The organism is Micromonospora sp. WMMD961 (assembly GCF_029626145.1).
Taxonomy (GTDB): domain Bacteria; phylum Actinomycetota; class Actinomycetes; order Mycobacteriales; family Micromonosporaceae; genus Micromonospora.
Map to the genome: position 1 here is coordinate 821,967 of NZ_JARUBJ010000002.1, position 21,176 is coordinate 843,142.

Below are 21,176 nucleotides of genomic sequence, written 5' to 3' on the forward strand. Positions count from 1 at the left end.
GGACGGCCGGATGACCCTGATCAGCTTCGTGGTGCCGGCCTTCCGCGTGCAGGGATACCTGCGTGAGTGTCTGGACTCCGTCCTCGGCCAGCCGGAGACCGACATCGAGGTGATCGCCGTCGACGACTGCTCGCCGGACGCCAGCGGCGACATCATCGACGAGTACGCGGCCCGCGACCAGCGGGTCCGCTCGGTTCGGCTGCCGGAGAACGTCGGCCTCGGTCCAGCCCGCAACATCGGGCTGGACCGGGCCGTCGGCGAGTACGTGTGGTTCCTCGACGGCGACGACTGGCTGACCCCGGAGTGCCTGACCGAGGTCGCCGAGCGGTTACGGGCGACCCGCCCGGACGTGCTGCTGGTCGACCACGTGCGCACCCACTGGAACGACAGCGCCACCCGCAGCGCGATGGCCGAGGTGTTTCCGGAATCGCCCGGCGCGGAGACCTTCCGGCTGCGGGACCGGCCGGAGGCGATGCACCTGCTGCACACCGCGTGGAACCGCCTGGTCCGCCGGGACTTCCTGGTCGACCTGGGCCTGCGCTTCGCCCCGGGCTGGTACGAGGACGTCTCGTTCAGCTACCCGGTGCTGATGGCGGCGCAGCGGATCGGCGTACTCGATCGGGTCTGCGTCAACTACCGGCAACGCCGCGCCGGCGCGATCACCCGGACCCGGGGCGACCGCCACTTCGAGGTCTTCCCACAGTGGCATCGGGTCTTCCACCTGATCGACGAGTGGGGGCCGGCGACGGAAGCGTTGCGGCCGGCGGTCTTCGAGCGGATGATCTGGCACTACCTGACCGTGCTCGGCAACGGCCAGCGGATCGCCCCGGAGCTGCGGCCGGCGTTCTTCGCGCAGATCACCGCCGACTACGAGCGTTGGCTGCCGCCCGGCGGCTATCCCGTGCCGGACGGGGTGGAGGGGGTCAAGCACCGGCTCGTCGCCTCCGGCCGCTGGCGCACCTTCAGCGCGTTGCGGGCCGCCAGCCGGGCCCGCGACGTCGCCCGGCGGCAGGCGCGCACCGCTCGGCGCACTGTCGGCCCGGTCGCCCGCCGCGGTGCCCGGCTGACCCGCGACGGGTTGTTGCGCGAGTACTACCGGGCCGAGTTGCGGCGACCGGTCGACCCGACGCTCGCGGTGTACGCCGCGTACTGGTACCGGGGATACTCCTGCAACCCGGCGGCCATCTACGAGGTGGCCCGCCGGTTGGCGCCCGGAGTGCGCGGGGTGTGGGTCGTGCGCCGGGACCGGGTGGACTCCGTGCCGGACGGGGTGGAGTACGTGGTGGCCGGCACGCCGGCGTACTACCGGGTGCTGGCCCGCGCCCGGTGGCTGGTCAACAACGTCAATTTCCCGGACTTCGTGCGCAAGCGGCCGGAGCAGGTGCACCTGCAGACCCACCACGGCACCCCGGTCAAGGTGATGGGGCTGGACCAGCAGCGCTACCCGATCGGCGCGGGCCGGATGGACTTCGCCGGGCTGCTGCGCCGGGTGGACCGGTGGGACTACAGCGTCAGCGCGAACAGCTTCTCCACCCAGATGTGGGACCGGGCGTACCCGGCCACGTACACGACCCTGGAGGTGGGCTACCCGCGCAACGACCGCCTGGTCACGGCCGGCCCGGAGGAGGTGCGCCGACTTCGCGTGGAGTTCGGCCTCCACCCCGACGAGCAGGTCGTCCTGTACGCCCCGACGCACCGGGAACACCTACCCGGCTACCGGCCGCCGTTCGACCCGGACCGGTTCGTGCGGGCGCTCGGTGACTCCGGTCGGCTGCTGATGCGCAGCCACTACTTCCATGACCGGGACCGGCGTCCCGGTCGGCCGGTGGACTGGGAGCGGGTCCGCGATGTCAGCGGCTACCAGCGGGTGGAGGACCTCTACCTGGTCGCCGACGTGTTGATCACCGACTACTCGTCGGCGATGTTCGACTATGCGGTACTGGACCGGCCGATCGTGCTCTACGCCCCGGACTGGGAGGCGTACCGGTTGGCTCGGGGGGTCTACTTCGACGTGACGGCCGAACCGCCCGGCGCGGTGGCCACCACCTTCGCCGATCTGGTCGACCTGTTCCGCACCGACGAGGTGCGCTCGGACACCGCGGCCGACGCCCGTGCACGTTTTCGACGCCGGTTCTGCACATTGGACGACGGGCACGCGGCGGAACGGGTGGTGCGTCAGGTTTTCCTGGGGGAGCCGAGCGGGCGCTCTTCGCGCTGCTGATCGCATGTGTCGTGTAATGGCAGCGTCATCCGTCAAACACGAGACGTTTACCCGATGTGCGAAACGCATGATCCTGGTCACAGTCTCTGGGTCGGCAGAGACGAGCTGGGGGGGACGACGGTGAGCACCGTCACGCTCAAGGATGTCAGCAAGGTGTTCAGGGACGGCACACTGGCCGTCGACAGCATCAACCTCGATGTGAACGACGGCGAGTTCATGGTGCTCCTCGGGCCGTCCGGCTGTGGCAAGTCGACAGTGCTGCGGATGATCGCCGGGTTGGAGGACCCGACCCAGGGTGCGGTCATGCTCGACGGGGAGTTGGCGAACGACCTGCCCCCACGGGACCGCAAGATCGCCATGGTCTTCCAGGACTTCGCGCTCTACCCGCACATGACCGTCGGCGACAACATCGCCTTTCCGCTCCGGTTGGCCGGGGTGGAGCCAGAACCGAGGGGCGAGCGGGTCAGCGACGTGGCGAGCGCCCTGGGCATCGGTGACGTGCTGGCCCGCAAGCCGGGTCAGCTCTCCGGCGGTCAACGGCAGCGGGTGGCGATGGGCCGGGCCATCGTCCGCCGGCCCGGCCTGTTCCTGATGGACGAGCCGCTCTCGAACCTGGACAGCGGCCTGCGCGCGGAGCTGCGCGCGGAGATCTCGGGCCTGACCCGGGAGTTGGGCGTCACCACCGTCTACGTCACCCACGACCAGGCCGAGGCGCTCACCATGGCCGACCGGGTGGCCATCATGCGCCGCGGCGTGCTCCAGGACGTGGGTACACCCACCCAGGTGTACGGCCGGCCGGCGACGCTCTACGTGGCCGCCTTCCTGGGCAGCCCGCGGATGAACCTGTTGGAGGCGTCGGTCTACGTCCACCTCGACCGCTACGTGACGCTGAACCTCGGTGACCAGTCGCTCTACCTGCCTTGGAACGACATTCGCAGTCGGGCGGTGGCGCACTACCACGGTGAGCGGATCGTGGTCGGGATGCGAGCCGAGGCGCTCACCCCGGTCGCTCCGGACAGCCCTGGCGACGTGCTGCGAGGGCGGATCCGCTACCTGGAGCACCACGGGCACGAGTCGTTGGCGTTCCTCGACATCGGGGCGACCGCGATCATGGTCGACGAGATGGGTGCCCCACTCGACCCGCCGCCGGTCGGCCAGCGTGGCCTGCGTCGGTTCGGCTCGGTGATGCAGCGGCTCACCGGCAAGCCGGTGGAGCCGCAGGCGCCTCCGGTTGCCGGCACCCAGACCAGCGTGCTTCCCGATCCGGGCCGGCACCACCGTCGCCCGGCGGAGTTGGCGGTGCGGCTGGCACCGTATCCGGCGGTCAGCGCCGGTCACCCGCTCGCCGTCTCGGTCCGGATGGACGCGCTGCACTTCTTCGACGAGCGCGGTGCCCGGATCGACGTGGGTTGGCGCTGACGACTCGCCGTAGCGGGGTGGCGGGCCGGCCGCCCGGTGTCCTACCGTCTGCGCACCCAGTCCACTGTGAAAGACCACCGAGAGGGGTGCATCCGTGTCGGGTGACCGTCCCAGTCCGCTCGTCATCGAGCGCATCCTGCGAGATCGCGCGGGCATCTGGCAGCAGATCGTGGCCGAGGGCGACCTCAACGCGCTGACCGGGCGGATGCTGGCCAGTTCCGCCATCGCGCTGGCCTGCTACGGGGCGGTGCTGGGTGCCTTCCACAGCCCGCTGATGGCGCTGACCTCGGCGCTGAAGCTGCCACTGCTGTTCCTGGTCACGTTGGCCATCTGCCTGCCCACGCTCTACCTGTTCAACCTGGTCTTCGGCGCCCGGCTGTCGGTGCGTCAGTCGTTGGCGCTGGTGATGGTCGCGATCACGGTCACCTCGATGCTCGCGGTGGCCTTCGCGCCGATCAGCCTCTTCTTCCTGATCACCGCGCCTGACTACGGGTTCTTCAAGCTGCTCAACGTGGCGATCCTGACCCTGTCGGCGCTGGTCGGGCTGCGCTTCCTGACCGGCGGGATGCAGGTGCTCAACGACCACGGCCTGCTCGCGCCGGAGCCCGCCCGGGCCCAGGCCGACGCGCACGCCCCGGCGCCTGTCAACGCCCCGGCCCCCGCCGTGCCCGCTGCCGACCCGGCCCCGACTGCCGCGCCGGTCGGCGGTCAGGCTGCCGAGCCGGTGGCTGTGCCGGCCGGAGCTGCGGTGGCCGTGCCGGCCGGAGCCGCTGTTGCCGGGTCGACCTCGAACGGCGCCGCGACCACCCCGCCGGCGCCGGCGCACGTTCCGGCGCAGTGGAGCGGCCAGCCGGCCGCCGCGTTCCCGCCCGGCGCGGTGCCCCCCGGCTACGGCCCGGGCCAACGTCCGTGGGATCGGCCGCCGGTGCGGCGCGGCGAGCCGACGCAGCGCCCGGCCAGCATGACCCTGCTCTACATCTGGATCCTGCTCTTCGGCTTCGTCGGCACCCAGTTGGCGTGGACGCTGCGCCCGTTCTTCGGCGACCCGGGCCAGGACTTCTCCTTCTTCCGGAGCATCGACGGCAACTTCTACGCGGAGATCCTGCGCACGATCGCCAACCTCTGACGTCGGTCATGCTGTCGTGGCGGGCCTACTGCTGGGTGCGGCCGGCGTCTTGATCTTCAGGCGGCGGTTGACGAACCGCTGAGCCGGTCGCTCCCAGAGAAAGTGGCACGCGGCCGCGACGGCGACGATGAAGACCACGAGCAGGGTCATCTTGGTGAAGTAGGCCATGAAGCTGTCATCCGTCCAGGAGGTGGCCCCGAACACCTGCATCAGTGGTCGATGCACCAGGTAGAAGGCGAAGGAGACCTCGCCGAGAAAGACGACAACTCGGGTGGCGAGAAAGCGGCCGAGCGTGGCCTGCGGATACTGCCCCAGGCCGAAGAAGAGTAGGGCCGCAGGGAGCATCCACATCGCGTCGTAGCTGGCGTAGTAGTGGGTCCGCTCCGGCCACGCCATCAGCAGCAGGGTCGCCACCAGGGGCAGCCACGTGAGCAACGGCATCAACATCCGGTCCCGGGTGGCCGATGCCGGCCACGACAGTCTGGCCTGGCGGAGGAGCAGTGCCGTCACCATCCCGAGGGTGAAGTCTCCCAGGCGGGTTGCCGGTGTTCGATAGAGCCAGCGGTGGGCGCTGAACGGGTTGGTGCCGGGCAGCCCGTTGCGGAAGTGCTGGAACAGCGCCGCGAGGACGAACGCCGCGACTATCGTCGCCGCCGCCACGACCAGAAGGGCTTTGGCGTTGTTGGCGATCGGGCGCAGCGCCAGCACCAGCAGCGGAAAGCAGGCATAGAGGAAGAACTCGACGCCGATCGACCAGCCTGGCGCGTTGATTCCGTAGGCGACGACGAGCGACGGATGCCAGGACTGCAGTGCGAGAACCTGGATGAGGAATCGGCTCGCATTGGAATGGTGGTCCACGGCCAGCCAGACGACGACGAGCACCAGCAGGTACAGGGGATAGACCCGGGCCAGTCGGCCGACCAGATAGTTCCACGTCCCGCGCGGCGTCGGACGTGCGGCGCCGTCGAAGTAGTTCAGCGCGATGACGAACCCCGACAGGAGAAAGAAGAAGGTGACGCCGTTGCTGCCCGCACCCATGATCCGTCTGACCGGTTCCGGCAGCGCCTCGTGCGGTGCCGAATGATGAAAGAAGACAGCGAGAGCGGCGAACCAGCGCAATCCAGTCAAGGCGGGAATGCTTATCTTCTGGGTGGGGGATACGGTCGGCGTCGTCATTGATTCCTCCAGTTCGGCGTCAGGCTATAGCAACTCGCGTTGTTGCAGTCGCCCGCGCTGACCGGGCAAATTGCCATTGCCGCGCCGCCCGGATTCCAGATGTTCGTCGAATGTTCACGGGATTCCACCTGCTGCCTTCGGCAATTCTGTCCGATCTCGAATCAGCTAGCGCGAATCGATGATCGGGTGGCGGATGGCGATTGTCGGAGGGGTGAACACCACGTGACGCCGGAGTTCCGCTCGATCGACCTTGCCTCGTAACTTACCGACGAGTAACGTCAGGTCGTGACCATCGACTCCCGCCAGGTGGCGGCCGGCATGCTGGAAGCGGTGCCCTTCGCCCGTACGCTCGGCCTCGAGTTCGTCGAGGTGGCACCCGAGGCCGAGGGCGGCGTACGAGCAGTCGTCCGGCTGCCCGACTCGCCCACCACCCACAACCACATCGGCGGCCCCCACGCCGGTGCCATGTTCACCCTCGGTGAGACGGCTTCCGGCGCGGTCGTCATGGCCGCGTTCGGGCAGTTGCTCGACCGGGCCGTACCGCTCGCCGTCCAGGCTGACATCGCCTACCGGAAGCTCGCCATGGGTCCGGTGCTGGCCACCGCCCGCCTCGGTCGGCCGGCGCTTGAGGTGATCGAGGAGCTGGAGTCCGGCCGTCGGCCGGAGTTCCCCGTGCAGGTGGAGATCGCGACCGAGGACGGCAAGCCGACCTCGGCGATGACCGTGATCTGGACGCTGCGACCGAACTGAACCGGACCGGGCCCGGCGAAACAGGTTTGCGGCCCCAGCGGGGTGGATAGATTCGTACCGTGCTGGGCCTACCTGCTCACGTGACCGCCTGTCTCTTCGATCTGGACGGTGTGCTGACGCAGACCGCCCGTGTGCACAACGCCGCCTGGAAGCAGACGTTCGACGAGTTCCTCCGACAGCGGGCCACCCGATCCGGTGAACCGTTCCAGCCGTTCGACCCGGGCCCGGACTACAACCGCTACGTCGACGGGCGGCCCCGCGCCGACGGCGTCCGGTCGTTCCTTGCCTCCCGCGGGATCGTGCTGCCCGATGGCACCCCGGACGACCCCCCGGACGCCGACACCGTCAACGGCGTGGGCAACCGCAAGAACGTCCTGCTGCTGCAGCACCTGCGCACCGACGGGGTCGAGGTCTACCCGGGCTCGGTGCACTACCTGAAGGCCGCGAGCGAAGCCGGGCTGCGCCGTGCCGTGGTGACCGCGAGCGCCAACGGTGCTGAGGTGGTCGCCGCCGCCGGGCTGGAACCGCTGCTGGAGGCTCGGGTCGACGGGCTGGTCGCCCGCGCCCAGGCGCTGCGGGGCAAGCCCCACCCGGACACCTTCCTCGCCGGGGCCAAGCTGCTCGGCGTCGACCCGACGCAGGCCGCCGTCTTCGAGGATGCGCTCTCCGGGGTGGCCGCCGGCCGCGCCGGTGGCTTCGGTTACGTGGTCGGCGTCGACCGGGTCGGGCAGGCCGACGAGTTGCTCGCGCACGGCGCCGACATCGTGGTGAAGGACCTGGCCGACCTGCTCACCGTCGGCGACCCGCCGTCGCCGGCCCGCACCGCCGCCCACCGGTCGACCGGCGAACGAGGTCCCGCGTGATCCGGGAGCGGGCCTATCCGGTCGAGCCCTGGCACGTCCGGGAGACCCGGCTGGACATGGACGTGCTGGCCCAGTCCGAGTCGGTCTTCGCCCTCTCCAACGGGCACGTCGGCCTGCGGGGCAACCTCGACGAGGGTGAGCCACACGGTCTGCCCGGCACCTACCTCAACTCGTTCTACGAGCTGCGTCCGCTGCCGTACGCGGAGGCGGGCTACGGCTTCCCCGAGTCCGGGCAGACGATCGTCAACGTCACCAACGGCAAACTGCTCCGGCTGCTCGTCGACGACGAGCCGTTGGACGTGCGCTACGGGGAGCTGCTGTCCCACGAGCGGATCCTCGACCTGCGGGCCGGCACCCTGCACCGGGAGCTGCACTGGCGTTCGCCCGCCGGTCGGGAGGTCAAGGTCCGCAGCACCCGGCTGGTCTCGTTCACCCAACGGTCGGTCGCCGCCATCAGCTACGAGGTGGAGGCCGTCGACGGCCCATTGCGGCTGATCGTGCAGTCCGAGTTGGTGGCCAACGAGTCGCTGCCCGCGCAGAGCAAGGACCCCCGGGTCGCCGCGGTGCTGGAGTCGCCCCTGCAGGCCGAGGAGGAGCTGACCACTCCGGACGGCGGGCAGTTGATCCACCGCACCAAGGTCTCCGGGCTGCGGGTCGCCGCCGCGATGGAGCACGAGGTGCACGGCCCGGACCACACCACCATCGAGTCCGAGGGATACCAGGACTGGGTACGCACGACGATCGCCTGTGTGCTCAAGCCCGGTGAGAAGCTGCGGGTGATCAAGTACCTGACGTACAGCTGGTCGAGTCGTCGGTCGCTGCCGGCGCTGCGTGACCAGGTCGGTGCGGCGCTGGCCGGCGCCCGGCTGGACGGGTGGGACGGCCTCCACCGGGAGCAGCGCAACTACCTCGACGAGTTCTGGGACGCGTCCGACGTGCTGGTCGAGGGCGACCCGGAGGTGCAGCAGGCGGTCCGGTTCGGCCTCTTCCACGTGCTCCAGGCCGGAGCGCGGGCCGAGCAGCGACCGATCTCCGCGAAAGGGCTCACCGGTCCCGGTTACGACGGGCACGCGTTCTGGGACACCGAGATGTTCGTCCTGCCGGTGCTCACCTACACCCAGCCGAGCGCGGTGCGCAGCGCGCTGCAGTGGCGGCACAGCACGTTGGATTCGGCGAGGGAGCGTGCCGAGACGCTCAACCTCAGGGGTGCGGCCTTTCCCTGGCGGACGATCGAGGGGCCGGAATCGTCCGGGTACTGGCCGGCCGGCACCGCGGCGTTCCACATCGCCGCCGACATCGCCGACGCCATGCGGCGTTACGTGATGGTCACCGGGGACACCCAGTCGGAACGGGAGATCGGCCTGGAGTTGCTGGTGGAGACCGCCCGACTGTGGCGCTCGATCGGCCACCACGACCGGCATGGCCAGTTCCACATCGACGGTGTCACCGGCCCGGACGAGTACACCGCCGTGAAGAACGACAACGTGTACACCAACCTGATGGCGCAGCGGAACCTGCTCACCGCCGCCGACGTGGTGATGCGTTACCGGGACGAGGCGTTCCACCTCGGGGTCACCGACGAGGAGGCCGCGAGCTGGCGGGACGCCGCCACCTCCATCCACGTCCCGTACGACGAGGAACTCGACGTCCACCAGCAGGTGGAGGGCTTCACCCGGCTCCAGGAATGGGACTTCGAGCACACGCCGGCGGAGAAGTACCCGTTGCTGCTGCACTACCCGTACTTCGAGCTGTACCGCAAACAGGTGGTCAAGCAGGCCGACCTGGTCCTCGCGATGCACTGGCGGGGGGACGCGTTCACCCCCGAGGAGAAGCTGCGCAACTTCCTCTACTACGAGCGCCGTACCGTCCGCGACTCGTCGTTGTCGGCCTGCACCCAGGCGGTGCTCGCGGCCGAGGTGGGCCACCCGGAGTTGGCGCACACCTACCTGCGCGAGGCCGCGCTGATGGACCTGCACGACCTCAACGAGAACACCCGCGACGGCGTACACATGGCGTCGTTGGCCGGTGCGTGGCTCGCCCTGGTCAGTGGGTTCGGCGGCCTGCGCGACCATGACGGGGAGCTCTCCTTCGCCCCCCGGCTCTCCAGCCGACTCAACCGGTTGGAGTTCTCCCTGCAGTGGCGGGGGCTGGCGCTGCGGGTGGATGTCCGCCCGCACCAGACGACGTACTCGCTGCGCCACGGCGGCCCGGACGACGTGGTGGAGCTGCGCCACCACGGTCAGCTGCTGCGGGTGACCTGTGACGAGCCGGTGACGGTGCCGGTGCCACCGGCTGAGTCGTCCGGCCCGCCGCCCGAGCAGCCACCGGGCCGGTCTCCACTGCTGCGCCTGCCTGAGCGCGAACAGTGACGGTCGGGGCGACATGCCCCGACCGCCTCGCACCACTGTCGGACCGGCTCAGCGGCGTCAGACCGGTTCGCCGGTGGACGGGCGTCCGATCGCGTCCCGGGGCGCTGCCGCCTTGGGATCGTCGGGCAGCCGCGCCGAAGCGGCCTGGTCCCCGAAGTCCTGGTTGCGCTCGGTGTCCTGTTCCCGCCGGGCCCGCTCGGTCTGCTGCTGCTGCTCGGAGATCTGCTGCTTGGCCATGACGATCCTCGCGATCCGTCGGGGCGCGGTTGCGCCGACACGGTCTGCGGTCGCTCGTCGCGTACCCGAAGCCCCATCGGGCAAACGCAGCGGCCGGCGGCGTGCGTGCGGTGCGGCCGGCGGGGTACCCCGGGCCGAAGGCGATCACGCGGAGGTGGGGCATGGACGAGCAGGACAGCGCGGTAACCATTCCGGTCGGGGACGCTCACCTGCCCGCTGACCTGATGGTGCCGGCCCAACCGGTCGGTGTCGTCCTCTTCGCGCACGGCAGCGGCAGCTCCCGCCACAGCCCTCGCAACGTGGCGGTGGCCCGTGCGCTGAACGGTCGAGGGCTCGGCACGGTGCTGGTGGACCTGCTCACGCCGGCCGAGGACGAGGTGGACGCGCGTACCGCCGAACTCCGGTTCGACATCGGACTGCTGGCCAGTCGGCTGGCCGGGATCGTCGACTGGTTGGCGGTGGAGCGGCCCGCCGGTGACGTGTCGATCGGTCTGTTCGGGGCCAGCACGGGGGCGGCCGCCGCACTTGTCGCGGCATCGTCCCGCGCGGACCGGGTGGGTGCGGTGGTCAGTCGGGGCGGTCGACCGGACCTGGCCGGGGTCGCGCTGGCCCAGGTGCGTACCCCGACATTGCTGCTGGTCGGTGGTCTGGACGAGGAGGTGATCACGCTCAACGAGCGGGCGTTGGCCGAGTTGGGCGAGGTCGGCGAGCTCCGGGTGATCCCGGGTGCCACCCACCTCTTCGAGGAACCCGGGACTCTTGAGCAGGTCGCCGACCAGGCCGGCGCCTGGTTCGCCAACCACCTCAACTGGTGATCACTTCGTCGGCACGAGGGCCGAGGCCGACCGTCGCTGCTGGACGGTGTCGATGACGCGCCAGAGGACGGCGGTGATCGGAACGCTGACGAAGGCGCCCGCGATCCCCGCGATCAGCGTGCCGGCGGTGACCGCCACCAGGATCACCGCCGGGTGCAGTCGTACCTGCCTCTTCATGATCAATGGTTCCAGCAGGTTGCCCTCGATCTGCTGCACGGCGATCACCGCGGCGAGGGTGAGCAGTGCGGTGGTGGGGCCGTTCGCGGCCAGTGCCACAAGCACCGCCACCGCGCCGGCCACCGTCGCCCCGATGATCGGCACGAACCCGCCGAGGAAGGTGATCAGTGCCAGCGGCAGGGCCAGCGGCACCCGCAGCACCACCAGCGCCAGGCCGATGCCGATCGCGTCGATCGCGGCGATCGCCATGGTGCCCCGGCTGTACCCGCCCAACGTCTGCCAACCGGCTCGGCCGGCCTCGGCCATCACCGGCTGGTTCGCGCCGGACACCCGCGACAGCACCCAGTGCCACATCGACCGGCCGTCCTTGAGCAGGAAGAAGAGCAGCACCAGGGCGAGCAGCGCGGAACCGAACACCTCGGTGGCCGTCCGGGCGCCCGCCACCGGGTCCGGTGAGCTGCCGCTCAACCCTTCCCTGGCCTGGTCGACCAGCTTGTCCAGCTGTGCTTCGCTGACCGGCAGCGTCGACGTCACGAAGTCCCGACTGCGCTCGACCCCCTGCGTCAACTCCTGGCTGAGCTGGTCGAACTGGCTCGCGGTCAGGTTCCACACCAATGCGCCGACACCGACCAGGATGCCGATCAGCAGCAGCACGGAGCACAGTGCGGCCAGTGCCGCCGGCAGACGCAGCCGGCGCAGCAGGAGCAGCACCGGGTCCAGCAGCGCGGTGAGGAAGACGGTGGCGGCCAGCGCGATGGCCAGCGGTGCCAACAGGACGGCGATCTTGCCCAGCAGGTAGAGCCCGGCGACGACCACCACCAGGCACGCGCTCCACAACACCGCGGTCCGGACCAACCAGGGCAGCGCCGCCCAACTCTGCCGCGGGCCGGGGGCACCGGTGGTCGTCCCGGGTTCCTCTGCCGCCATGTCGGTCCTCCTCGATCTCGCCGAGGTCGGTACCCAGCCGGTAGTGCGCCGACACCCGTTTCGCTTCGACTCCCGTTCGCCGCCGCCCGCGCGGATCGTACGCCGGTTCCCGATCCAGGGAGTGGGTGTTCGCGGACCGCGACCCCGAGGGCGTTTGCGCTGCCGGCGCGAGGGAACGCAATTCGCAGAGCCGGACTGGAGGGCAATTCGCAGAGCCGGACTGGAGGGGGAGTGCCGTGGGTGACTTCATGGACAGGGCCAAGGACTTCGCGAACAAGCACGACGAGCAGGTCGACCAGGGCATGGAGAAGGCCGGTGCGATGGCCGACGAGCGCACTGGCGGCAAGTACACCGACAAGATCGACAAGGGCGTCGACCAGGCGCAGGCGCGTACCGGTGAGGGCGACCAGGCGCGCTGACCACCGGAAGGTTCCCGGGCCGCCGCGCCGTCGGCGGCCCGGTGCGCACTGCTCGGGAAGCGGCGACGCTCAGCCCTGCTGCCGCTCGCGCAGCTCGTCAGTCGAGGTGGGCCGCCCCGTGAGGGCGTCGCGCAGCCGGTCGACCAGCCCGATGCCAGGAGCGAGCAGCTTGTTCGCCGGCGGGTGGTCAGGGGCGCCCGGGTGTGGCCGAGTCGGACCGATCTCCTTGACCGCCGTCACCTTGGCGGCGACGTCAACCAGTTCCTCCCGGGCCGTCGCCGCGCGAAGCCGGGGAAAGAGTTCGTTCTCCTCCTCCCGCACGTGGTCCCGAACCATTCTCGCCAGGTGGGCGACCAACTCGTCGAAGCGGGGGTCGGACGGGTCGTAGGACTCCAACTCCTTCATGGTCTGCTCGGCCTCGGCGTGTTCCGCGATCTCGCGGTCGGCGATCTCGTCACCGTCGGGCAGTGCCTTACGCGCGACGGGATAGACGTACGCCTCCTCCGCGACCGAATGGCGGACGAGTTCGGCGATCACCACGTCGACGAGGTGGCGTCGGTGTTCGACGGCGCCCTGTCGGGTCTCCAACTCGACGAACAGTGCCTCGACCTCACGATGGTCGGCGACCAGGATGTCGACGACGTCATGGTCGTCGGTGGTGTTCGGGTTGGTCATTTCACGGCCCCTTACCGGTTGCGGATCGGTGGGAGGTGTGAGGCACTGGTACCCCCACGGGGCTGCACAAACCTACGGATGCCGATGGGTTCGACGATGCCGGTGGTGCCCGGAGGACCCGCTGGTTTCCGGACCGGCACGATTGCCCCGTCCACGCCGGGGTAACCGCCGCCATGGCCGACGTCCGCCCACCCGCCGACCGCGATCGGTCACGCCTCGACGAGGCTGCGGAGCGGAGCGGCCAGGCAGTCGAACGGGTACGCCACCGGAGCGGTGAGGCGGGGCGGATCCGCGCCCGGCAGTGGGAGGTCACCCTGGTGATCTCCATTCAGGCCGGGCTGGCCGCCGCGATCGCCGCCCTGCTCGCCAACAATCTGCTCGGCCCCGGATCGCACGTCTTCGCCCCTGCCGCCGCCGTCGGAACGATCGCCACCGCCATCGGGCAGCGCGCCCGGCGCACCTTCGAGCTGTTGGGCGGCGTGTCGCTGGGCATCGTCATCGGGGACACGCTGCGTTACCTGCTCGGCTCGGGCCCGTGGCAGACCGGTGTGGTCGTTGCGCTGGCCATCGCCGCCGCGCTGCTGGTGGCCGGCAAGGGTGGCGCGCTGGTCGGTCAGGCCGGCGGTACCGCCGTGCTGATCGCCACGCTCGCCCCGATGGACCGTGGCCTGGAGGTGCCCCGGATCTTCGATGCGCTCGTCGGTGGAGTGGTCGGTCTGGTGGTGGTCGCGCTGTTGCTGCCGATCAACCCGATGCGGGTGCTGGACCGCGCCGCGGCACCGATCTTCGAAGTCCTCTGCGAGCAACTCGCCAAACTGGCGCGGGCCCTACGGGAGCGCGACGGCGACCGGACGATGCGCGTTCTGGAGCGACTCCGGGACACCGAGAGCGACCTGGGCCGGCTGCACGACGCGCTCAGCGGTGCGGAGGAGGTGGTGACCATCGCCCCGGCCCGGTGGCACCGCCGCGAGCAGTTCCACAGGTACGCCCGCAGCGCGGACCACCTGGAGCGTCTGCTGCTCGACAGCCGGGCCCTGTCCCGCTGGTCGTCGACAGCACTGCAGTACGGCGAGCCGATCCCGTCGGAGCTGCCGGACGCGATCGGCCGGCTCGGTCGGGCGGTCGCGGCGATGCGCATGGAGTGCCGGGTCGGCGACGACCCCCGGGCCACCCGCCGGCTGGTCGAGGAGTGCGCCGAGCTGGCAGGGCGTGCCGCCGTGAGCGGGGTCAAGTCGTTCGGCGAGTCGCTGGTCACCGGAGTGCGTACCGCGGCCAGCGACCTGCTCCGGGCGTGTGGGTACGGACCCGACGACGCCAACCGGATCGTGCGTCGGGCGGCAGGCGCCGGTGAGGCGGAGGTCCATCCGCCGGCCCGGCTGACCATGCGCCGGATCCGGCCCGGCCGAGCCACCCGAGCGCGCCGCCGCGCGCACCTCGCCTCCCGTGCCCGCAACGAGAGCCGGGCCGGCCTCCCCCCGAGGGAGAGACCGGCCCGGTGAAACTCGTCCAGGTCAGGAGGAGTAGCCGCGCTCGGCGATCCAGTTGGCGACCTTCGGCAGGCTCACCCAGTACTCGCCCAGCGTCGGGTCGGCCGGGTCGGCGACCCGGATGCTGTCGCCACCGTCCCGGTAGCCGACGAGGGTCAGGTAGTGGCCGCCCTCGTACGAGTGCGGGTTGCCGTCGGTGTCGACGGTTGTGCCCTTGACGTTGGCCACCACCGGGCGGCCGGCGTCCACCGCCGCCAGTACGTCCCGGCGCAACTGCTCGACCTGGTCGGGACGGGCGACGGAGTCACGAATCTCGGTGGTCCGGTACTTGCCACCGGTCAGCTCGTTCAGCACCCGGGTGGTGTCCAGGGCCGAGGGAGTGCCCGCCTCGGTGGTGCCGAGCAGCTTGGCCACCTCGTCCTGGGAGAGCGCCTTGCCCTGGGCGGACAGCGCGATCCGGGTCGCGGCCGGGCCGCAGTAGTAGAAGTTGGGCTGGGCCTGGTAGTCGATGCCGAGGACCCGCTCGGCGGACCGCTGGGTCTGCTGGCTCGTCGACGTCGACGACGTCTGAGCCGGAGTGGCCGGGGCGGCATGGGCGGCTACCGCCGGGCCGAGGGCACAACCGCCGGCAACAAGCAGGCCGGCAACGGACAAACCGCTCTTCTGGGCGATCGGATTCATTGTCGAGTCTCCGTTCGGGGGTTGACGTCTCCGCGCAGCGGAGGACGCAGCACCGGGAATGGCGCTCGGCTCAACACGGGGGGCGACCACCGGCGGGTTCGGCCGTTGGCGCACCGGGGACGCAACGGCCCTGCTCCGGCGGACATTCCTCCGGCGGCGTGGTGCGGCCGTCGCGATCAGGTGTAACGGCAGGAGACCGGGCGGGATTCCGCCGGCCCTCAGCGGATCAGAGGCTCCGCAGCAACCCGGTCACGGTGATCTCGATGACCACCCGCTCCGGATTCGGACGGGGGGTCCGGTACCGCTCGGCGTAGCGGCGCTCCGCCTCTGCCACGGAGGCGCGGTCCGACCGCAGCACCGCGCGGCCCTCGATGGTCAACCAACGGCGGCCATCCACGTGGCAGACGGCCACCGCCGCGCCCGCCGGACCCGCAGCGGCCACCTGGCGGGCCTTGCTGGACGTGCCGGAGGTGATGACCCGGGCCAGTCCGGCTGCCGGGTCGAGGGTCACCCCTACCGGTACGACGTGCGGAGTGCCGTCGGCCCGCAGAGTGGTGAGCGTGGCGAGATGACGTTCCGCGCAGAACGCGACAACCCGCTCATCGTGCACGTCCAGCCGATGACCGCCCGCCATGCCCGCCCCCTGTCCGCCGCACCGAACCCGATCATGGCACGCGGCGTGCGCGGTCCCGATCCGGCAGGGCATCCGGCTGACCGGGCAGGTGTCGACCGGCCGCCCGACGCTTGTGCACCAGCCGGGTGAGGTAGATCAGTGCCGCAGCCAGGACACCCATGTCGTCCAGGTAGATCGGGTCCGGGAGCACGTCGACCGGGAAGATCGTGTAGATCAGCGCCCCGTAGAAGGCGACCTTGCCGCCGGCGCCGAGCCCGGTCAACATCCGTCGCGTACGCACCACGCGCACCGCCAGCACCACGGCACCGACCAGTGTGGCGATCGCCAGGATGCCGACGATCACCACGAGGACCCACGCCTGTCGGGACATGCCGTCACGCTAACCCACCCGACGGCAGGCGGCTCAGAACGCGGGCACCGTCGCGCGACCGCGCGCCGTCACCTTGTTCTCCCGGGTCTGCTCGACGTTCTCCCGGGTCTGCTCGACCGCCGACCGGGCAACCTCGCTGAGCGGCAACACCGACGACGAATCCGCGACCCGTCGCCCGGTGGCGGCGTGTGCCTCCTCACGGAGACTGCGGGCCGCCGACATGGCCAACTCGGCCGCCCGCCAAGCAATCTGCTCCTGCTCACGGGCGACGGCGTGCTTGGCCGCCAGGTTGTCGCGGATCGCCCGTTGCAGCACCAACTCCTGCTCGACCGGGTGCAGCCGCGGGTCCCAACCGTCGCGGTGCGCGAACACCTCGCTGAGCTGTTCCACCGACAACTCCCGCCGCCAGTACGCATTCAGCGCGGCGCGGTGCAGGTAGCGCTCACGGTCCGCGTACTCGGCGGGAGTCCGGGCGGTGTGCGGCAACGGCATGGCGGCCGCAGCGGCGAGCCGTCGTACGGCTGCCTCGGCTGTCTCGTACGTCTGCCAGGCCGCCTCGACAGCCTCCTGCGCGGTCACCCACTCCGCCCGGCGGCGCTGGGCGGAACTGGTCGCCCGCTCCGCGGCTACCGCGATCTCCTGCGCGTAGCGGCTCTGCTCGCGCTCCTCCTGCACCTGTTCGAGGTGACTTGGCATGGCGGCGCTGCGGATCCGGGCAGCCGGGTCGAAGCGGAGTCGGCCGGGCCGCAGCAGGAGCGCGGAGACGGTGACGCCGACCACCCCGAGCAGGCTCAGCCAGATGACGGCGGCTCGGGAGAGGTCGGGCAGGGCGGCGGAGAGGATGGTCTGCATGATCAGCACCTCGCGGTCGAAGGCGGGTATCGACGGGTGGCAGGAGGAGCCCGACAGCACCGGTCGGCCAGGTGGTGGGGGTCGTCCCGTCGGCGGAGACTCAGCTGCCGCGACGGACGACCGGGACCGGGCCCGGGAATCGCCGGAACTGGATCAGCGGGCGGGCGGACCGCGCCGCGCCGGAGTGCCACGGCCGGGATCGACGGCCGGCGCGGGGCGCTGGCTCACCGGGACGAGAACGGGTGCGGCGGCGATGTCGACCGCGTCGGCCGGCGGGGCGACGAACTGGCCGGCACGCTCAGTGGCCGGGCCCGCATCGGGGTGAACCGTTGCCACCCGGCTGCTGACGGCGCTCGGCCGCAGTGGTGTCGGGGTGGGCGGCGGCGTCGCGGCGAGAGCGCCGCCGAGGCCGACCGCCAGCACCAGCGCGGTGACCGCCAGTCGGGTCAGTTCGCGCAGCGACCGCAGCGCAGCCCACAGGGCTGGGCGGACACAGGCTGCGGACGACACAGGACCAACCTATCGCCCACTCCGGTGTGCCGCAGCACGGTGACGGCCTGATCCGCCGTGACCACCACCACCCCGGGCACAGTGGAGGGTTTGGATCGGCGACCGGAAATGGCGGTGCCCCCGGCCGGAAGGGGGCCGATCGGGGGCACACGCGTCTTTCAGCTGACCGCGCCGCTGGCGTGCCGGCGGCGGTGGGTGGTCAGTGGCCGGTGCCGAGCACCGGGGGCGCGGCGTCGCCGTTGTCACGCCACACCATCTCGTCCTCGGTCAACCAGGTCATCCGCTCGTCGGGGTCGTCCTCGTGAGGTCGACCCCGCCCGCCGAGCACTCCGGAATTGCTGCCACCCGGCCTGCTGTTGCCGCCGGCCGTGGCTGCCCGGCCGCCACGCTGGCCGTCGATGCCGCGCCCGACCCCGCTGGCGGAGCGAGTGTCCGCCGGGGCGACCGCACCGGTCGGACGAGTCGCCGTGGTGGGCGTGCTGCCCGAACCGGCGAGCGTGGCGGTGCGCAGGACTCCGCCGGCCGGCGCACCGCCCTGCGTACCGAAGAGCAGGCCAGGGCCGGAGCTGGCGGCGAGGGTCGCCGTGCTCGGCCCGGACAGCCCCACCAGCCCGGCGGCACCACCAGCGACCAGAGCCCCGCCGACCAACGGGTCAGCCCCGGCGAGCGACGTGCTCCGTGGATCGGAGTCGCCGGTGGCGTCGATCGGGCCGGTGACGACGGCCGGCACGCCACCCGTACCCGGGCCGTGCTGGCCAGGCACCGAGCTGTCGCCGATGCCCGGCGGCTGGGCGCCGCGGTCAGGCTTCCCGATGGTGGCATCACCGGTACGCGCGCTGACGTCGGTGCTGGTAGGCCCGGCGCTCGCCCTGGCGACCGTCGGAACAGCCTGCGGTGACGTCGGGTCCTGGCGGGCACCGTTCGGAGTGTCCGGATGGGGCAGGGGTGGATCGACGACCCGGTCATAGGCGGACATCTGATAACCGTCGGCCAACTCGGCCACCAGGTTCACCATCCGCTGGTGGGCTTTCTCCTGCTCTTCCTTGTCCTGCTGGTGGCCGACGATGCCCATGACCACCGCGCCCGGCAGACCGAAGGTGGCGGCACCCTTGACCGCACCGGAGATCGCCTTGTCGTTGTCGTCGGTCTCCTCCGGGCTCTCGGCCTGCTTGCGGGCGGTCCGTAGATGGTCGGCCATCATGGTCAGCCCCTGCTTGATGCCGGCCATCCCGTCACCCAGCGCGTCGGAGTGGGCGACGATCAGGCTGAGCCGCCGGTGGAACTCCCGACCCGCCGAACCCGTCCAGGTGTTGCCGAGCTTCTCCAGGTCGCCGCTCAACTCGCGGCCGAAGCCGTCCAGGATGCCCTTGAGCTCGGCCCACTGGGCGGCCACCCCCTCGATCTGCTCCGGCTGGCCGGCCATTACGCCGTCGTAGAGCTGCTGGTGGGTGTTGCCCTGGTAGCGCTGGGTGTAATCAGACACGCCCGTCCTCCTTCGGCTCGAACGCCCGATCGACGCCGTTCAGCGCTGCGGTGACATCGGTGGCGTTGGCCGCGTTGCGCGCCTCGGCGGTGCGGTAGTTGGCCAGGATCGTGCTGGTCGCCTGTTGCGCCGCCAGCACCGCCCGGCGGACCCGCTCGGCCTGGTCGACATAGGACTGGTGGACCTCGGTGTAGCGGCGCGCCTGGGCGGTGGCGTCGAGGAAGCTGCCGAGCGCCGGCGGGCTGCACTGCATCTCGGTGTTGAGCTTGCGCAGCACCGACTCCACCTGACTCAACCGCGAAGCCAGGTGCTGGTGGAAGTCCTCTAAGGACAACAGGTCGACTTCCGTACGCCCGGTCATGGCAACATCCCCGTCGTTCTGGTTGACAACCGTCAGCGACATCCAGGCTAGTCCACGGCTACGACGCGGGGCGACCCGTCACCGCTGCTCAGCCATCCGCCCCGGTCACTGCCGGACCGTCGGGCGAGAAGACCGTCATCGCGCCCTCGCGGCTGAGGGTGGGCCCGGTCGGGACCAGCGCGAGCAGCGAACCGGGCACCGCCAGCGGAGTGACCCCGCCGTAACCGAGCACCCCCAGCGTCTCCGCCGAGCCGAGCGGGTAGCGGATGCCCTGCGGGCTGATCAGGTAGATCGTCGACCCGGCGGCGCCGGAACCGCTGGTCCCGGCGCCGGGTGAGGCCTGCGCGATGACCCCCTTGCCGCCGGGCAGCAGGACCGCCTCGGTGGTCCGTACCGCGTCGCGCCTGGTCTGTGGCACCGGCACCGGGCCCGGGTTGGTCGCGGTCAGCTCGGCCGGGGCCCGCTCGAACACCTCCAGGGTGGTGGTCGGCGGCCCACCCGAGCCGCTCGCCCGGTACGTCGCGCACAGCGCGGTCTGACCCGAACTGGTCGGGTAGAAGCTGGGCATCGTCCTCGGCAGCCCCTCCTCCTCGACCCGCTGCTCGACGAACAACTCACCAGCCTGGTTCGGTGTGATGTCCGTGATCCGGCCCCCGCCGCTGACCATCAACAGGGCGGTGATCTCACTGATCGAGGCGAGACCCTCGCGGGTGAGCACGTAGTACCGTCCGGCGGCGCTGAAGACCTGACCGACGGTTGCCGGTCGGCCGGCGACCATCCGCGTGCTGGACTCACCCTCGCCGGGCAGCGACGGCTTGCGCAGCGGTGGCCCGGCCGGAACGGTGTTGAGCAGTTGCTGCCCGACCCGTAGCGGCGCCGTGTCGGCCATCTTCAACGCCGTGAGCGTGCGGTCCCCGCCGAGCACCTGGAGCCGGACGTTGTTGGTGACCAGGTACCGCTGGTCGTCTACCACGACGAGCGCCGCCCGGTCGGCCAGCGGGACGCCGCCGGGCAGCGCCCGGTCGATCACCACCCGGGTGCGGGAGCGCTGCGGGTCGACCGGATCGGGCACGTCGCAGACCGACCAGGGCAGACCGGTCAGCGACTTGCGGTCCGGCAGGGCGTCCGGTGCGCCGACGATGCCGAGGGTGAGCCCGCGTGGCCGGTCCCGCAGGGAGGCCTGGGACATCGTCCGCACCGTGGCGTCCGGCTTGTCGAGGATCAGACGCGCCGAGGCGTAGTTGAGCGTCGGATGAAGCTGCCCCTGCAGGAACACGTACGTCGCGCCGGTCTCCCGTTCGATGACCAGGGTCTGGTCCTGCAACGGCGCGGTGTTACCGGTGAGCTGACCGTACGCCCCGACCCCGCCGAGCACGACGGCCGCGGTGATGACACTGCCGAAGACGGCCATCCCGAGCCTCCGCATCGGCAGGTTGGTGGTCTCCGGATCACCCGACAGCAACGCGGAGACGATCCGGCGGGTGACGAAGCGGTACGCCTGCACCTGATCGCGGCGGGTCCGCATGACTTACCTCCGGCGGGGTGGATCCGCGACGATCAGGTCGGGGTGCCGTCGCGGGCTTCCCTACGATAAGGGGCCGACCGGGGTTCCTCGGGACCACCG

Annotated in this window: 21 protein-coding genes; 9 read left to right on the forward strand and 12 right to left on the reverse strand. The window is 70.9% G+C overall.

Translation table 11 applies throughout. The features are described from left to right. The first annotated feature begins 10 nt into the window (after window positions 1-10). From O7614_RS03980 to O7614_RS03990, 3 genes are all read left to right on the forward strand, one after another. Window positions 11-2,221: a bifunctional glycosyltransferase family 2 protein/CDP-glycerol:glycerophosphate glycerophosphotransferase gene (locus O7614_RS03980; RefSeq protein ID WP_278137132.1), complete on the forward strand. Its 2,211-nt coding sequence runs from the start codon at window positions 11-13 to the stop codon at window positions 2,219-2,221. A gap of 120 nt (window positions 2,222-2,341) precedes the next feature. Further along, window positions 2,342-3,640: an ABC transporter ATP-binding protein gene (locus O7614_RS03985; RefSeq protein ID WP_278137133.1), complete on the forward strand. Its 1,299-nt coding sequence runs from the start codon at window positions 2,342-2,344 to the stop codon at window positions 3,638-3,640. Between the two features lie 94 nt (window positions 3,641-3,734). Next, a complete protein-coding gene (locus tag O7614_RS03990; protein ID WP_278137134.1) occupies window positions 3,735-4,766 on the forward strand; it encodes a hypothetical protein in 1,032 nt (343 codons plus the stop codon). Between the two features lie 6 nt (window positions 4,767-4,772). Here the strand turns inward: O7614_RS03990 and O7614_RS03995 are convergent, their stop codons facing one another. Beyond that, entirely contained in the window at window positions 4,773-5,942 is a 1,170-nt protein-coding gene (locus O7614_RS03995) for an acyltransferase (RefSeq protein ID WP_278137135.1), read from the reverse strand. Window positions 5,943-6,227: 285 nt separating this feature from the next. Here O7614_RS03995 and O7614_RS04000 point away from each other — a divergent pair, with 285 nt between their 5' ends. Genes O7614_RS04000 through O7614_RS04010 form a run of 3 tightly spaced genes read left to right on the forward strand, consistent with a single transcriptional unit; the run spans window position 6,228 to window position 9,924 of the window. Further along, on the forward strand, window positions 6,228-6,692 hold the full coding sequence (locus O7614_RS04000; RefSeq protein WP_278137136.1) for a DUF4442 domain-containing protein: 465 nt from the start codon (window positions 6,228-6,230) through the stop codon (window positions 6,690-6,692). A 59-nt stretch (window positions 6,693-6,751) separates the two neighbouring features. Next, the gene (locus O7614_RS04005; protein ID WP_278137137.1) at window positions 6,752-7,555 is read left to right on the forward strand and encodes a beta-phosphoglucomutase family hydrolase; all 804 of its coding nucleotides are present in this window, start codon (window positions 6,752-6,754) and stop codon (window positions 7,553-7,555) included. Continuing rightward, on the forward strand, window positions 7,552-9,924 hold the full coding sequence (locus O7614_RS04010; RefSeq protein WP_278137138.1) for a glycoside hydrolase family 65 protein: 2,373 nt from the start codon (window positions 7,552-7,554) through the stop codon (window positions 9,922-9,924). The genes O7614_RS04005 and O7614_RS04010 overlap by 4 nt, the downstream gene beginning before the upstream one ends. A gap of 57 nt (window positions 9,925-9,981) precedes the next feature. Here O7614_RS04010 and O7614_RS04015 read toward each other — a convergent pair whose 3' ends face one another. Next, window positions 9,982-10,161 (reverse strand): hypothetical protein, encoded by a 180-nt coding sequence (locus O7614_RS04015; protein ID WP_278137139.1) that lies wholly within the window; start codon window positions 10,159-10,161, stop codon window positions 9,982-9,984. Window positions 10,162-10,322: 161 nt separating this feature from the next. Here O7614_RS04015 and O7614_RS04020 point away from each other — a divergent pair, with 161 nt between their 5' ends. Continuing rightward, window positions 10,323-10,976, forward strand: a complete 654-nt coding sequence (locus O7614_RS04020; RefSeq protein ID WP_278137140.1) for a dienelactone hydrolase family protein — start codon at window positions 10,323-10,325, stop codon at window positions 10,974-10,976. Here the strand turns inward: O7614_RS04020 and O7614_RS04025 are convergent, their stop codons facing one another. Beyond that, window positions 10,977-12,080 (reverse strand): AI-2E family transporter, encoded by a 1,104-nt coding sequence (locus tag O7614_RS04025; protein ID WP_278137141.1) that lies wholly within the window; start codon window positions 12,078-12,080, stop codon window positions 10,977-10,979. It abuts the gene before it with no gap. 236 nt (window positions 12,081-12,316) lie between these two features. On the opposite strand from O7614_RS04025, the gene O7614_RS04030 reads away from it, so the two are divergent. Further along, window positions 12,317-12,499: an antitoxin gene (locus O7614_RS04030; RefSeq protein WP_278137142.1), complete on the forward strand. Its 183-nt coding sequence runs from the start codon at window positions 12,317-12,319 to the stop codon at window positions 12,497-12,499. Between the two features lie 69 nt (window positions 12,500-12,568). On the opposite strand, the gene O7614_RS04035 is transcribed toward O7614_RS04030, so the two are convergent. Then, window positions 12,569-13,174, reverse strand: a complete 606-nt coding sequence (locus O7614_RS04035) for a hemerythrin domain-containing protein (protein ID WP_278137143.1) — start codon at window positions 13,172-13,174, stop codon at window positions 12,569-12,571. Between the two features lie 173 nt (window positions 13,175-13,347). On the opposite strand from O7614_RS04035, the gene O7614_RS04040 reads away from it, so the two are divergent. Next, a complete protein-coding gene (locus O7614_RS04040; protein WP_278137144.1) occupies window positions 13,348-14,673 on the forward strand; it encodes an FUSC family protein in 1,326 nt (441 codons plus the stop codon). 12 nt (window positions 14,674-14,685) lie between these two features. Here O7614_RS04040 and O7614_RS04045 read toward each other — a convergent pair whose 3' ends face one another. From O7614_RS04045 to eccB, 8 genes are all read right to left on the reverse strand, one after another. Next, on the reverse strand, window positions 14,686-15,342 hold the full coding sequence (locus tag O7614_RS04045; protein ID WP_278137145.1) for a C39 family peptidase: 657 nt from the start codon (window positions 15,340-15,342) through the stop codon (window positions 14,686-14,688). Window positions 15,343-15,568: 226 nt separating this feature from the next. After that, window positions 15,569-15,976 carry a TIGR03618 family F420-dependent PPOX class oxidoreductase gene (locus tag O7614_RS04050; RefSeq protein ID WP_278137146.1) on the reverse strand — a complete coding sequence of 136 codons (408 nt, stop codon included), beginning with the start codon at window positions 15,974-15,976 and terminating at the stop codon, window positions 15,569-15,571. A gap of 31 nt (window positions 15,977-16,007) precedes the next feature. After that, the gene (locus O7614_RS04055; protein WP_278137147.1) at window positions 16,008-16,346 is read right to left on the reverse strand and encodes a YkvA family protein; all 339 of its coding nucleotides are present in this window, start codon (window positions 16,344-16,346) and stop codon (window positions 16,008-16,010) included. A 33-nt stretch (window positions 16,347-16,379) separates the two neighbouring features. Further along, window positions 16,380-17,198 (reverse strand): hypothetical protein, encoded by an 819-nt coding sequence (locus O7614_RS04060; RefSeq protein WP_278137148.1) that lies wholly within the window; start codon window positions 17,196-17,198, stop codon window positions 16,380-16,382. Window positions 17,199-17,351: 153 nt separating this feature from the next. Beyond that, the gene (locus O7614_RS04065) at window positions 17,352-17,708 is read right to left on the reverse strand and encodes a hypothetical protein (RefSeq protein WP_278137149.1); all 357 of its coding nucleotides are present in this window, start codon (window positions 17,706-17,708) and stop codon (window positions 17,352-17,354) included. Window positions 17,709-17,907: 199 nt separating this feature from the next. Beyond that, window positions 17,908-19,191, reverse strand: a complete 1,284-nt coding sequence (locus O7614_RS04070) for a WXG100 family type VII secretion target (protein ID WP_278137150.1) — start codon at window positions 19,189-19,191, stop codon at window positions 17,908-17,910. Continuing rightward, window positions 19,184-19,594 (reverse strand): hypothetical protein, encoded by a 411-nt coding sequence (locus O7614_RS04075; protein WP_278137151.1) that lies wholly within the window; start codon window positions 19,592-19,594, stop codon window positions 19,184-19,186. Before O7614_RS04075 ends, O7614_RS04070 begins: the two co-directional genes overlap by 8 nt. 46 nt (window positions 19,595-19,640) lie before the next feature. Then, window positions 19,641-21,077: a type VII secretion protein EccB gene (eccB, locus tag O7614_RS04080; RefSeq protein WP_278137152.1), complete on the reverse strand. Its 1,437-nt coding sequence runs from the start codon at window positions 21,075-21,077 to the stop codon at window positions 19,641-19,643. Window positions 21,078-21,176 lie beyond the last annotated feature (99 nt).

What these genes read in the sequence shown, in the direction of transcription:
- O7614_RS03980 (WP_278137132.1), top strand. Translation starts at nt 11, where the DNA reads ATGACCCTGATCAGCTTCGTGGTGCCGGCCTTCCGCGTGCAGGGATAC.
- O7614_RS03995 (WP_278137135.1), bottom strand. Translation starts at nt 5,942, where the DNA reads ATGACGACGCCGACCGTATCCCCCACCCAGAAGATAAGCATTCCCGCC.
- O7614_RS04015 (WP_278137139.1), bottom strand. Translation starts at nt 10,161, where the DNA reads ATGGCCAAGCAGCAGATCTCCGAGCAGCAGCAGCAGACCGAGCGGGCC.
- O7614_RS04020 (WP_278137140.1), top strand. Translation starts at nt 10,323, where the DNA reads ATGGACGAGCAGGACAGCGCGGTAACCATTCCGGTCGGGGACGCTCAC.
- O7614_RS04025 (WP_278137141.1), bottom strand. Translation starts at nt 12,080, where the DNA reads ATGGCGGCAGAGGAACCCGGGACGACCACCGGTGCCCCCGGCCCGCGG.
- O7614_RS04035 (WP_278137143.1), bottom strand. Translation starts at nt 13,174, where the DNA reads ATGACCAACCCGAACACCACCGACGACCATGACGTCGTCGACATCCTG.
- O7614_RS04040 (WP_278137144.1), top strand. Translation starts at nt 13,348, where the DNA reads ATGGCCGACGTCCGCCCACCCGCCGACCGCGATCGGTCACGCCTCGAC.
- O7614_RS04045 (WP_278137145.1), bottom strand. Translation starts at nt 15,342, where the DNA reads ATGAATCCGATCGCCCAGAAGAGCGGTTTGTCCGTTGCCGGCCTGCTT.
- O7614_RS04050 (WP_278137146.1), bottom strand. Translation starts at nt 15,976, where the DNA reads ATGGCGGGCGGTCATCGGCTGGACGTGCACGATGAGCGGGTTGTCGCG.
- O7614_RS04055 (WP_278137147.1), bottom strand. Translation starts at nt 16,346, where the DNA reads ATGTCCCGACAGGCGTGGGTCCTCGTGGTGATCGTCGGCATCCTGGCG.
- O7614_RS04060 (WP_278137148.1), bottom strand. Translation starts at nt 17,198, where the DNA reads ATGCAGACCATCCTCTCCGCCGCCCTGCCCGACCTCTCCCGAGCCGCC.
- O7614_RS04075 (WP_278137151.1), bottom strand. Translation starts at nt 19,594, where the DNA reads ATGTCGCTGACGGTTGTCAACCAGAACGACGGGGATGTTGCCATGACC.
- eccB (WP_278137152.1), bottom strand. Translation starts at nt 21,077, where the DNA reads ATGCGGACCCGCCGCGATCAGGTGCAGGCGTACCGCTTCGTCACCCGC.